The 12,056-nt window shown below is 67.8% G+C and carries 11 protein-coding genes and 1 tRNA gene; 9 read left to right on the forward strand and 3 right to left on the reverse strand.

Annotation, left to right across the window (positions count from 1 at the left end; translation table 11 throughout):
- Positions 1-181: 181 nt before the first annotated feature.
- From fdxA to ACFXKA_RS12465, 6 genes are all read left to right on the forward strand, one after another.
- Entirely contained in the window at positions 182-505 is a 324-nt protein-coding gene (gene fdxA / locus ACFXKA_RS12440; RefSeq protein WP_040812194.1) for a ferredoxin, read from the forward strand.
- A gap of 9 nt (positions 506-514) precedes the next feature.
- The gene (gene dapC / locus ACFXKA_RS12445) at positions 515-1,621 is read left to right on the forward strand and encodes a succinyldiaminopimelate transaminase (protein WP_379427262.1); all 1,107 of its coding nucleotides are present in this window, start codon (positions 515-517) and stop codon (positions 1,619-1,621) included.
- Between the two features lie 69 nt (positions 1,622-1,690).
- A tRNA-Asp gene (locus ACFXKA_RS12450) sits at positions 1,691-1,764 on the forward strand.
- 403 nt (positions 1,765-2,167) lie between these two features.
- A complete protein-coding gene (locus ACFXKA_RS12455) occupies positions 2,168-3,655 on the forward strand; it encodes a GMC oxidoreductase (protein WP_379427263.1) in 1,488 nt (495 codons plus the stop codon).
- A 94-nt stretch (positions 3,656-3,749) separates the two neighbouring features.
- Positions 3,750-5,387 (forward strand): L-glutamate gamma-semialdehyde dehydrogenase, encoded by a 1,638-nt coding sequence (gene pruA / locus ACFXKA_RS12460; RefSeq protein ID WP_354833593.1) that lies wholly within the window; start codon positions 3,750-3,752, stop codon positions 5,385-5,387.
- Positions 5,384-6,343, forward strand: a complete 960-nt coding sequence (locus tag ACFXKA_RS12465; protein WP_379427265.1) for a proline dehydrogenase family protein — start codon at positions 5,384-5,386, stop codon at positions 6,341-6,343. The genes pruA and ACFXKA_RS12465 overlap by 4 nt, the downstream gene beginning before the upstream one ends.
- 114 nt (positions 6,344-6,457) lie before the next feature.
- Here the strand turns inward: ACFXKA_RS12465 and ACFXKA_RS12470 are convergent, their stop codons facing one another.
- Positions 6,458-7,321 (reverse strand): oxygenase MpaB family protein, encoded by an 864-nt coding sequence (locus tag ACFXKA_RS12470; RefSeq protein WP_379427266.1) that lies wholly within the window; start codon positions 7,319-7,321, stop codon positions 6,458-6,460.
- A gap of 146 nt (positions 7,322-7,467) precedes the next feature.
- Here ACFXKA_RS12470 and ACFXKA_RS12475 point away from each other — a divergent pair, with 146 nt between their 5' ends.
- Positions 7,468-8,100: a TetR/AcrR family transcriptional regulator gene (locus ACFXKA_RS12475; protein WP_354833597.1), complete on the forward strand. Its 633-nt coding sequence runs from the start codon at positions 7,468-7,470 to the stop codon at positions 8,098-8,100.
- Between the two features lie 13 nt (positions 8,101-8,113).
- Here the strand turns inward: ACFXKA_RS12475 and ACFXKA_RS12480 are convergent, their stop codons facing one another.
- A complete protein-coding gene (locus ACFXKA_RS12480; RefSeq protein ID WP_379427267.1) occupies positions 8,114-8,968 on the reverse strand; it encodes an oxygenase MpaB family protein in 855 nt (284 codons plus the stop codon).
- A 133-nt stretch (positions 8,969-9,101) separates the two neighbouring features.
- On the opposite strand from ACFXKA_RS12480, the gene ACFXKA_RS12485 reads away from it, so the two are divergent.
- Positions 9,102-10,511, forward strand: coding sequence for an acyl-CoA synthetase (locus ACFXKA_RS12485; protein ID WP_379427451.1), 1,410 nt, complete (start codon positions 9,102-9,104; stop codon positions 10,509-10,511).
- 34 nt (positions 10,512-10,545) lie between these two features.
- Positions 10,546-10,914 carry a PPOX class F420-dependent oxidoreductase gene (locus ACFXKA_RS12490; protein ID WP_379427268.1) on the forward strand — a complete coding sequence of 123 codons (369 nt, stop codon included), beginning with the start codon at positions 10,546-10,548 and terminating at the stop codon, positions 10,912-10,914.
- A gap of 169 nt (positions 10,915-11,083) precedes the next feature.
- On the opposite strand, the gene dapD is transcribed toward ACFXKA_RS12490, so the two are convergent.
- On the reverse strand, positions 11,084-12,046 hold the full coding sequence (gene dapD / locus ACFXKA_RS12495) for a 2,3,4,5-tetrahydropyridine-2,6-dicarboxylate N-succinyltransferase (RefSeq protein WP_379427269.1): 963 nt from the start codon (positions 12,044-12,046) through the stop codon (positions 11,084-11,086).
- Between the last annotated feature and the right edge of the window lie 10 nt (positions 12,047-12,056).

Below are 12,056 nucleotides of genomic sequence, written 5' to 3' on the forward strand. Positions count from 1 at the left end.
GGACGTGCCCGACGAGGTACCGCTGGCGCAACGAGATCGGTTGTCGCGTTCGGAACGCCTGCCCGGGGTGTTGCCGAGGGCGAAAGTTAGGGCAGGCTGTGCAGTAGTAATGTTGGCTGGCCGGGATAGGGTTTCGCCGGGCGGAGTATCCCGCATGTGAGGACAGACTAGGAGAGCGGCAGTGCCGTACATCATCGCTGAACCGTGCGTTGACGTGAAGGACAAGGCGTGCATCGAGGAATGCCCCGTGGACTGCATCTACGAGGGTGGCCGCATGCTGTACATCCAACCGGACGAGTGCGTGGACTGTGGTGCATGTGAACCGGTCTGCCCGGTGGAAGCCATCTTCTACGAAGACGACACCCCGGATCAGTGGGCCGGTTATGTCAACGCCAATGTCGACTTCTTCGACGACCTGGGTTCGCCGGGTGGCGCCACCAAGGTCGGCAAGGTCGACTACGACCCGCCGTTCATCGCCGCGCTGCCGCCGATGGCCAGCGAGTAGGACGAGCATTTGACCGCGCGTGGCCGGGTCAGCGCTCTGCTACCCGATTTCCCCTGGGACACCATCGCTTCCGTGAAGGCGAAGGCGGCGTCGCATCCGGACGGCATCGTCGACCTCTCGGTCGGGACACCGGTCGATCCGGTGGATCCGCTGATCCGCGCGGCACTCTCGTCGGTGGCGGAGGTACCGGGCTACCCGACCACGCACGGTACGCCCGAATTGCGCGAAGCCGTTGTCGCGGCGCTGAAGCGGCGATTCGGGATCACGGGGGTGGACCCGGCGGCGGTGCTGCCGGCCATCGGCACCAAGGAGCTCATTGCCGGGCTGCCGCGGCTGCTCGGCCTGGGATCGCAGGATCTGGTCGTCATCCCCGAGGTCGCGTACCCGACCTACGAGGTGGGCGCGCTGCTCGCCGGGACTCGCTATGTGCGCGCCGACGGCACCATGCAGCTCGGCCCGGAGCGGCCCGCGCTGATCTTCCTCAACTCGCCGTCGAACCCGACCGGCAAGGTGCTGGGCGTCGACCACCTGCGCAAGGTGGTGCAGTTCGCCCGCGAGCGCGGGGCCATCGTCGCCTCCGACGAGTGCTACCTGGGGCTGGCCTGGGAGGGCCGCGCGGTGTCGATCCTCGACCCCGAGGTCAGCGACGGTGACCACACCGGTCTGCTCGCCATCCACTCGCTGTCCAAGACCTCGAATCTGGCCAGTTACCGGGCCGGTTTCGTGACCGGTGATCCGGAGCTCGTGGCGGAGCTGCTGGAGGTGCGCAAGCACTCCGGCATGATGCTGCCCTTCCCGATCCAGGCGGCCATGACCGCGGCCCTCGGCGATGACGCACACGAGGTTCAGCAAAAGGATCGCTACCGGGCGCGGCGGGTCGTGCTGCGAGATGCCCTGCAGCGCGCGGGATTCCGGATCGACGACTCCGAGGCGGGTCTGTACCTGTGGTCGACGCGCGGCGAGGAATGCCGCACGACCCTGGATTGGCTGGCCGAGCGCGGCATCCTGGCGGCACCGGGCGAGTTCTACGGCCCGCGCGGCAATCAGCATGTGCGCATTGCCCTTACCGCCACGGACGAACGAATCACCGCGGCCGCTGATCGTCTGACCAGCTGATTTCCCGTTACCACCGGGCCCGTGATAGCGTCTACGACGTTGCAAGGCCCGGTGGCCGAGCGATTGCAAGGCCCTGTGGCGCAGTTGGTTAGCGCGCCGCCCTGTCACGGCGGAGGTCGCGGGTTCGAGTCCCGTCAGGGTCGCACTGTCACTGTCACTGTCCCGCCTCTCCGCGTATTTAGCGGGCGGCTGGGAGCCGTTCACTCCTGGCAACCCGTGCCGGCGGTTGGGTGCCGAAACCATTCTGGGCGTACCCGGGGAGTTACCCCCATCTCGCGAAATCAGTTGTCGTCTCCCTAATTTTGTTCAAAACTGACACACGTTCTCTTCACTACCTCTATAACAGGTTCTCATCGCAACTCGATGAGGAGTCTTTCAGTGCGTGGTCTGTCTTATGAAACCCCCGGTAAGAGTGTCTATGGCAGCAATGTCAGCCGACGTGGGTTCCTAGCTGCAACAGGTGTCATTCTGGGGGCGGCTGCGCTACTACCGAAGGCGCCCCTGGCCCGGGCACTACCCACGGGATCGATCAATGACGGTGACACGATGCCGGTTCTGGTCATCGGCACCGGCTACGGCGGCGCGGTCGCGGCGCTGCGGCTCGCGCAGGCCGGGCAGAACGTGGTCATGGTCGAGAAGGGCATGTCCTGGAGCCAGCCGGGGTCCGACGGCAAGGTCTTCTGCAACATGCTGAATCCGGACGGCCGGTCCTTCTGGCTGCGCACCGAGACCGACCAGCCGGTCAACCATTTCATGGGCGCGCCCTACAACAAGTCCATCTCCCGCTACACCGGTGTGCTGGATTCCGAGCAGTTCAGCGGGATCCGGATCTACCAGGGCCGCGGCGTGGGCGGCGGCTCGCTGGTCAACGGCGGTATGGCGGTGACGCCCAAGCAGGAGAACTTCGCCAGCATCCTGCCGTCGGTGGACGCCGGCTCGATGTACAGCACCTACTACCCGCGCGCCAATGCCGGGCTGAAGGTGAACAACATCGACCAGACCTGGTTCCAGGGCGCGGACTGCTATCAGTTCGCACGCGTCGGCATAAAGCAGGCGCAGCGGTCCGGGTTCGCGTACACCTTCGTGCCCAACGTCTACGACTTCAACTACATGAAGCAGGAGCAGGCCGGCACCGCCACGCGGTCGGCGCTCAACGCCGAGGTCATCTACGGCAACAACTACGGCAAGAACTCACTGGACAAGACCTATCTGGCGGCGGCGTCGGGCACCGGCAAGGTGACCATCGTGCCGCAGCACGTGGTCACCATCGTGGCGCCGGCCAATGGCGGCGGCTACTCGGTGTCGATGAACCAGATCGACACCAGCGGCAATACCGTCAAGGCGAAAACCGTTACGGCGCAGAAGGTCTTCTTCGCGGCCGGCAGTGTCGGGACCAGCAAGCTGCTGGTTACCCAGAAGGCCACCGGCAAGCTGGGCAATCTGCCGGACTCGATCGGCGCCGGCTGGGGCAACAACGGCAATGTCATGGTGGCCCGGCAGAACCAGGCCTGGGACGCCACCGGCAGCCTGCAATCCTGCATCCCCTGCGTCGGCATCGACAACTGGGCCGACAGCGGCGGCCCGGCCTTCGCGGAGGTATCGCCGTTCCCGGCCGGCATCGAGACCTTCGCCAGCCTGTACCTGGCCATCACCAAGAACCCGAATCGCGGCACCTTCTCCTACAACTCGGGATCCGGTGGCGTGGACCTGAACTGGCAGACCGCCTGGAACCAGCCGAGCATCGACGCCGCCAAGCGCATCTTCGACAAGATCAACAGCAAGGAAGGCACCATCTACCGGACCGACCTGTTCGGCGAATACAAGACCTGGGGCGACGATTTCGCCTACCACCCGCTCGGCGGCTGCGTGCTGAACGTGTCCACCGACAACTACGGGCGGCTCACCCAGTACCCGGGCCTGTACGTCATCGACGGCTCCCTGATTCCGGGCCTCACCACCGTCAACCCGTTCGTCACCATCACCGCACTCGCGGAACGCAATATCGAGACGATCATTTCGCAGGACTTCCACTGAGGAAGCGGCCCCGCCGACGGAGAAATTCCGTCGGCGGGGCCGACCGGGGCGTGTTCGTTCCGGTCGGGCAGCGGCGATCGCGTTAGCCTTGGATATGGACGCTGTCACGGTTGTCCCTGCTCCCGGCAATGAACCGGTGCACACCTACGCCCCCGGCAGCCGCGAACGCGAGCTGCTGGCCGGCAGGCTCGCCGCTCTCGCCGCCGACCCCGTGGATGTGCCGCTCGTCATCGGCGGCAAGCATCAGCCCGGTGGCGGCGAGCGGCACACCATCGTGATGCCGCACCGGCGTCGCCAGGCACTCGGGACCTACACCCACACCACCCACGACGACGCGCGCGCGGCCATCGCGGCGGCGACGGCCGCCGCGCCCGGCTGGCAGGCCATGCCTTTCGAGGAACGGGCCGCCATTCTGCTGCGGGCCGCCGACCTGCTGGCCGGGCCCTGGCGCGAGACCCTGGCCGCCGCCACCATGCTCGGCCAGTCGAAAACGGTGCAGCAGGCCGAAATCGACGCACCCTGCGAGCTGGTGGACTTCTGGCGCTTCAATGTCGCCTTCGCCCGGCAGATTCTCGCGGTTCAGCCGGAATCGGCGGCGGGCGTGTGGAATCGGATGGACTACCGGCCCCTGGAGGGCTTCGTCTACGCCATCACGCCGTTCAACTTCACCGCCATCGCCGGGAACCTGCCCACCGCGCCCGCGCTCATGGGCAATACCGTCGTCTGGAAACCTTCCTCGGCACAGACACTGTCGGCGTACTACACGATGAAGCTGCTGGAGGAGGCGGGCCTGCCGCCCGGGGTCATCAATATGGTGACCGGCAGCGGCGCGCAGCTCTCGGAGGTGGCGCTGGCCGATCCGCGGCTGGCGGGCATCCACTTCACCGGTTCCACCCGCACCTTCCAGTACCTGTGGCAGAGCGTCGGCTCGAATATCGGCCGCTACCACGGATATCCGCGGCTGGTGGGAGAGACCGGCGGGAAGGACTTCATCCTCGCCCACCCGTCCGCCGACCCGGATGCCTTGCGCACGGCCATGATTCGTGGTGCCTACGAATACCAGGGGCAGAAGTGCTCGGCCGCCTCGCGCGCCTATATCGCCCGGTCGGTGTGGCAGCGCATGGGGCAGGACTTCCTGTCCGAGGTGGAGTCGCTGACCTACGGCGATGTCGCCGATCTGTCGAATTTCGGTGGGGCCGTGATTGACAACCGCGCCTACGACAAGTGCGTGGCCGCCATCGAGAAGGCGAAGGACCGCGGGCTCACGGTCCCCGCGGGCGGTGGCTACGACGACAGCGAGGGCTGGTTCGTCCGGCCGACCGTGCTGCTCGGCGAGGATCCGGGCGACGATGCCTTCGCCACCGAGTACTTCGGGCCCATTCTGTCGGTGTACGTCTACGACGACAGCGCCCCCGACTCGTTCGCCGAGATCCTCGAGGTGGTGGACGGGACCTCGCCCTACGCACTCACCGGCGCGATCTTCGCCCGCGACCGCAAGGCCGTCGAAACCGCCTCGGACGCACTGCGGTTCGCCGCGGGCAACTTCTACATCAACGACAAGCCCACCGGCGCGGTGGTCGGGCAGCAGCCCTTCGGCGGGGCCCGCGCCTCCGGCACCGACGACAAGGCGGGCTCCTACCTCAACCTGCTGCGCTGGGTCGCGCCCCGCACTCTCAAGGAGACCTTCGTACCACCGACCGACTACCGCTACCCCCACATGGAGACGCGATGAATCCGCTGCGGCCCGCGATTCTGGCCGCGGCCGGATCGTCGCGGATGAAGGACGCCATCACCCGGGTGCCGGTCACCGCCGCGGTGGTCCGGCGGTTCGTGGCCGGGGAGACCCGGGCCGGGCTGGTCCCGGTGGCGCGTGAGCTGCTGGCGAGTGGCCGCGCGGTGAGTGTCGACTTCCTGGGCGAGTACACGACCGAGCGTGCCCAGGCCGATGCCGCGGTGGCGGAATACCTTTCGCTCATCGACGACCTGGCCGAGGCCGACCAGGTGATGCCCGGCGCGCACACCGACATCCCCCGGGTGGAGGTCTCGCTCAAGCTGTCGGCGCTCGGCCGGTCGCTGGGTCAGGACGGGCCGGCCATCGCCGCGGAGAACCTGCACAAGCTGTGCGCCAAGGCCGCCGAGCGGCACGTCTGGGTGACCGTCGACGCCGAGGACCACACCACCACCGCCGGCACCCTGGAGGCGGTCCGCCAGGCCCGCGCCGAATTCCCCTGGCTCGCCGTCGCTTTGCAGACCTACCTGCGTCAGGCCGAGGACCGCGCCCGCGACCTGGCCGCCGACGGCACCCGAGTCCGCCTCTGCAAGGGCGCGTACCAGGAACCGGCGACCGTCGCCTATCGGCGCCGCGCCGAGGTCGACGCCTCCTACCTGCGCTGCCTCGACGTCCTCTTTCGCCGCGCCTGGTACCCCATGATCGCCTCCCACGACCCGGCCATGATCGACGCCGCCCTCGCCCTCTCCATCGAAAACCATCGCAACCCAGGCGATTTCGAGTTCCAGATGCTCTACGGCATCCGCGACGCCGAGCAGCGCCGCCTCGTCGCGGACGGCCACTCCCTGCGCGTCTACATCCCCTACGGCACCCAGTGGTACGGCTACCTCATGCGCCGCCTCGCCGAACGTCCCGCCAACCTCGGCTTCTTCCTTCGTGCCCTAGCTGACCGCGCCTGAGAATTCGCGGTCACGGGTTCGTTCCCGGGGCGCGCCAGGGCCGCACACTCGGGCGTGCGGTCCTGCTCTGGACGGAGTTTCAGGGGTGAAATCCCTGAGAGTCCGAGAGTTGGTTCAGACCAGGGGGCGGCCGAGGCGGCGGCGGAGGCGCATGTCGGCGAGGTAGAAGTTGTAGGGGAACAGGCGGATCGGGGTGGGCATGCGGGTCCAGATCGCGGAGATCAGGCGCAGGAAGCCGGCGAAGATGCGCTCGTCGCGGGCGGACCAGGTCATGGCCATCTCCTCGCGCAGGTGCGGCGGGAGCAGGGCGGTGACGATGAAGCGGTGCAGGCCGCCCAGGGTGATCTGCAGGGGCCAGGGCAGCATCTTCAGGTCGGTGAGGTCGTTGAAGTACTTGCGGGTGGGAGCATCGATCGACTTGGTCGCGAGGTTCTCCTCCCAGTACACGTAGAACTCGTCGCGGGTGGCGGGCCACATCTCGGGACGCATCTGCAGGGTGGTGCCCAGCCGCGCGCCGTACTGGTAGAAGGCTTCCGCCAGTTCGGGATTCATGGGGCCGCGCATGCGATGGTAGAGATCGTCGACGCCCCAGTAGAGGCAGGCCGCCACCCACAGCTGCAGCTCGGGGTCGAAGGCGTTGTACTTGACCGCACTGCCGGGCTTGGAGTGGACGCTGCGGTGCGAGCGGTTCACGGCCTCACGGTAGTCGCGGCGGTCGTCGTCGTTCCCGAGCAGCGCGACCGACAGATAGGTGAGGGTGGTGCGCAGCCGCTTGATCGGGTGCAGCGTCACCTTGCCACTGTCGACGTCGCTCTCCATGACGCCGTACGCGACGGGTTTCAGCGACAGCTGCATGACGACATTGGCCGCGCCGCCGAGGAAGGCCGCGACGCCGTCGATGTGCTCACGCACGGATTCCGGGGTCATCGGCTCGTAGGCCCGCGGGAACTCGTCGAACTTGCGCAGGGGGGCGGTCATCGTTGACTCGGCTCCTCGTCGTCACTCCTCACCCATGAGGAGAGTGTGAGAAATTTCGCCACTCACCCTCTCATCGCAGGGTGATCATGTCAATGTGCGAAGATTAGTGCCTCACCGTTTCTTTGCGACCGGAAAGGGCCCGGACCATGGCCAAACTGGCCAAACTGCTGCCGCTCGTCCGCGGATCCGGCCCCGAGGATCACAACCAGGCCAAGGTCCTCGATGCCGCGCTGATGGCGTTCCTGGACTTCGGCATCAAACGCACCAGCATGGTGGAGGTCGCCCGCCGCGGCGGGCTCTCGCTGGCCACCCTCTACCGCCGATTCGCGGGCAAGAACGACCTCATCCAGGCCGTCGGCCTGCGTCAGGCTCGCCAGCTCGTCGAGGACATCGACGCCGCGGTGCAGGTTCCGGTCGAACGCGACGCCAGCGCCGAGGAGCAGATCACCGTGCTCTTCATCGCGTTCATCGAGGGCCTGCGCGGCAATCAGCTGCTGGGCCGCCTGCTCAAGACCGAACCCGAGGTGGTGCTGCCCTATCTGACCGTGCAGGGCGCGCCGGTCATCGAACTCGGCCGCGATTACCTTGCCGAGTTCATCGCCCGCCTGCAGGCGGAAGGCAAACTGCCGCAATACGATCCGCTGCCGCTGGCCGAGATGATCGCCCGCGCGGCGCTGTCGCTGGCGCTGACGCCGCAGACGGTCATTCCGCTCGACGATCCCGTCGCGCTGCGGCAGTTCGCTCGCGACCACATCATTCCCGGATTCCGGATCCTCTGACCCGCACCGGGTTTCACACCAGCCGCAGGCCCAGCCTGCGCCGCAGACGCATATCCGTGAGATAGACGTTCAGCGGGAAGGCCCGCAGTGACGGCGGCACGACCGATTCGGCCGCACCGGCCAGCCGCAGCATCCGGGCCAGTGCTCGGTCCTGCCGCGGCGTCCAGGTCATGCCCATCTCGTCGCGGAGATGCCGCGGCAGCAGGCCGGTCACGAAGAAGCGGTGGACGCCGCCGAAGGCCAGCTGGAACGGGCGGGGCAGCATTCTCAGGTCGATGAGATCCTCGAAGTAGGCCCGGATCTTGGGATCGATGCGGGTCTTGGCGAGGTTCTCGTCCCAATATCGGTCGAAGGCGGCGCGATCGGCGGGCCACATGTCCGGGCGCACCTGCAGCGTGGTGCCGAGCCTTGCGGCGTGGAGGTAGAAGGCGTCGGCGTCGTAGTCGTCCATGGGTCCGTGCATGCGCTCGTAGAGATCACGCGCACCCCAGTACAGACAGGCCGCGACCCAGAGCTGCAGCCGGGGATCGAAGGCGTTGTACTTCACGGTGCTGTTCGTGTGGGACCGGACGTACTTGTGCACGGAATCGACGGCCTCCCGATAGGCCGCACGTTCTTCCTCGGTGCCCAGCAGGGCCACGGCCAGGTAGGTGAGGGTGGTGCGCAGCCGTTTGAGGGGATGGACCATGACGTTCCCGGATTCCACCGGGCTCTCCACCACGCCGTATCCGACCGGCGGGTGGGAGAGCTGCATGATCACGTTCGCCGCCGCGCCGAAGAAGCCCGCCGCACCGTCCAGATAGTGGCGGACGTCGATCTCCGGTGCGGGGGCTGCGGATTCGGACCAGTCGTGCAGCGGCCTGGTCATCGTTGACCACATCCTCGGGTGAGAAAGTTATATAGAAACTTTCTTACCCACTCGGGTCACCTGTCAACCGGCTCGGCGGGTTCGCAAGCGATTCGTTGCCGAGCGGCTCCGGTAGCGTGGGCCCGTGTCGCCGCTGTTGCTGAGCTCGTTGAACCCGGCCGCCATCGCCGCCGGAGCCGATATCCCGGATGCCGTCACCATCGACGGGGAGACGTTGTCGCGCAGTGATCTGCTCGGCGCGGCCACCTCCGTCGCCGAACGCGTGGCCCAGGCGCGCCGGGTGGCCGTGCTGGCCGAACCGACCGTCACCACCGTGCTCGCCGTGGTGGGCTGCCTGATCGCCGGGGTGACCGTGGTGCCGGTGCCGCCGGACTCCGGCAGTGCGGAACTGGCGCACATCCTGCGGGATTCGGGTGCGCAGGCCTGGCTGGGCACGGCTCCCGAGGGCTCCGATCTGCCGGTGATCCCGGTGCGCAAGCACGCACGGTCCTGGCATCGATACGCCGAACCCGCCGGGAAGGCAACGGCTTTCATCCTCTACACCTCCGGCACCACCGGCGCGCCGAAGGGCGTGATGCTCAGTCGCGACGCCATCGCGGCGGGCCTGGACGCGCTCATCGAGGCGTGGGGCTGGACCTCGAAAGATGTTCTGGTGCACGGTCTTCCGCTGTTCCACGTGCACGGCCTGATCCTCGGCGTGCTGGGCCCGCTGCGGGCCGGCAGCCCGCTCGTCCACACCGGTAGGCCCACCCCGAAGGCGTACGCCGACGCGCACGGCACCATGTACTTCGGCGTGCCCACCGTGTGGTCGCGAATCACCGAAGATCCCGACGCCGCACGGGAATTGGCGAAGGCGAGGATCCTGATCTCCGGCAGCGCGCCGCTGCCCGTGCCGGTGTTCGAGCGGCTCGCCGAGCTCACCGGGCACGCTCCGATCGAGCGCTACGGCATGAGCGAAACCATGATCACCCTGTCCACCCGGCCCGACGGCGAACGCCGCCCGGGCTGGGTCGGGACCCCGGTGGCGGGCGTCGAGACCCGGCTGCGCGACGAGGCGGGCGACCCGGTGCCGCACGACGGGGAGAGCGTCGGCGGACTCCAGGTGCGCGGACCCATGCTCTTCGACGGCTATCTGAACAAGCCGGAGGTCACCGCCGAGAACTTCACCGCCGACGGCTGGTTCCGGACCGGCGACGTGGCTGTCATCGACGCCGAGGGCTTCCACCGCATCGTGGGCCGGGAATCGGTGGACCTCATCAAGTCCGGTGGCTACCGCATCGGCGCGGGCGAGATCGAGACCGCGCTGCTGGGGCATCCGGCGGTGGCCGAGACCGCGGTCGTCGGCGTCCCCGACGACGATCTGGGGCAGCGCATCGTCGCCTATGTCGTGCTCCGCCCCGGGGCGGGCGCGGCGATCGCCGACGAGCTCATCGCCCATGTGGCGGGCGAACTCTCGGTGCACAAGCGGCCGCGCGAGGTACGCGTGGTGGACGGCCTGCCGCGCAACGCCATGGGCAAGGTCCAGAAGAAACTGCTGTCTTGACCTCGAGTGCACTCGAGGTCCTACCGTGATCGGTATGACCGCATCGCTGTCGCCCGCCCAGATCGAGTACCTGAACAGCCAGCGACTGGGGCGGCTGGCCACCATCCGTCCGGACGGCTCACCGCAGAACAATCCGGTGGGCTTCCGCTACAACGCGGCTCTGGGCACCATCGACATCGGTGGGCTCGATCTGGGCGCGAGCCAGAAGTTCCGCAATCTGCTCGAGGAGGAGCGGGTCGCCTTCGTGGTCGACGATGTCCCCTCCGTCGATCCCTGGACGGTGCGGTGCCTCGAAATCCGCGGCACCGCGCAGGCGTTGCGGGACGTGGAGCCGTGGTACCCGGGCCTGTCCCCGGAGCTGATCCGCATCACCCCCGAACGGGTCATCGCCTTCGGCCTCTGACACCGGAGGTCCGGTGCTGGAGGTTTCGGGGCCGGGCCGGTGCAACTCCGGGCATCCCGTTCCCCGTCATGGACGGCTCCGCGGCGCTCTGGCGCGGCCTCTACCACTGAACGTGAAATGACGAAAACCCCTGCGGCGCAAGCCTGCAGGGGTTTTCGCGGCATTGGAGTCAGTCGTTGGCGTGCAGCGCCGCGTTCAGCTCGATGCCGGTGCCCTTGCGGGGCCGGACCTCGACCGCGCCGGTCAGCGAGTTGCGGATGAACAGCAGGTTCGACTTGCCCGACAGCTCACCGGCCTTCACGACCGCGCCGTCCGGCAGCGCGACCTTGGTGCCGGCGGTGACGTACAGGCCCGCCTCCACCACGCAGTCGTCGCCGAGCGAGATGCCCAGGCCCGAGTTCGCGCCCAGCAGGCAGCGCTCACCGAGCGAGATGACCTGCTTGCCGCCGCCGGACAGGGTGCCCATGATGGACGCGCCGCCGCCGACGTCGGAGCCGTCGCCGACCACCACACCGGCCGAGATCCGGCCCTCCACCATGGAATTGCCGAGCGTGCCGGCATTGAAGTTGACGAAGCCCTCGTGCATGACCGTGGTACCCGAGGCCAGGTGCGCGCCCAGCCGCACCCGGTCGGCGTCGGCGATGCGCACCCCCGACGGCAGCACGTAGTCGACCAGGCGCGGGAACTTGTCCACGCCGTACACCGTGACCGGGCCGCGGGCGCGCAGCTTCAGCCGGGTCAGCTCGAATTCCTCGTTGGAGCAGGGGCCGTGGTTCGTCCACACCACATTGGCCAGCAGGCCGAAGATGCCGTCCAGGTTCGCGCCGTGCGGGCGGATCAGCCGGTGCGAGATCAGGTGCAGACGCAGGTACGCGTCGTGCGTGTCGATCGGCGCGGAGGCCAGATCGGCGATGACGGTCCGCACCGCGACGATCTCCACGCGGCGTGCCTCGTCCGTGCCGACCGACGCGGCGAACTTCGCGAATTCGGGATCCGAGGCATCGAGCCGGACGGTGCCGACCTCGTCGGCGGAGAAGGTCCCGAGGCTGGGATACGGGTACCAGGTGTCCAGGACTGTGCCGTTGACGGTGACGGTGGCTAGGCCGACTGCAGATGCTCCCTGTGTACTCACGTCCCCCTAC

The organism is Nocardia sp. NPDC059228, assembly GCF_042754245.1.
Classification (GTDB): Bacteria; Actinomycetota; Actinomycetes; order Mycobacteriales; family Mycobacteriaceae; genus Nocardia.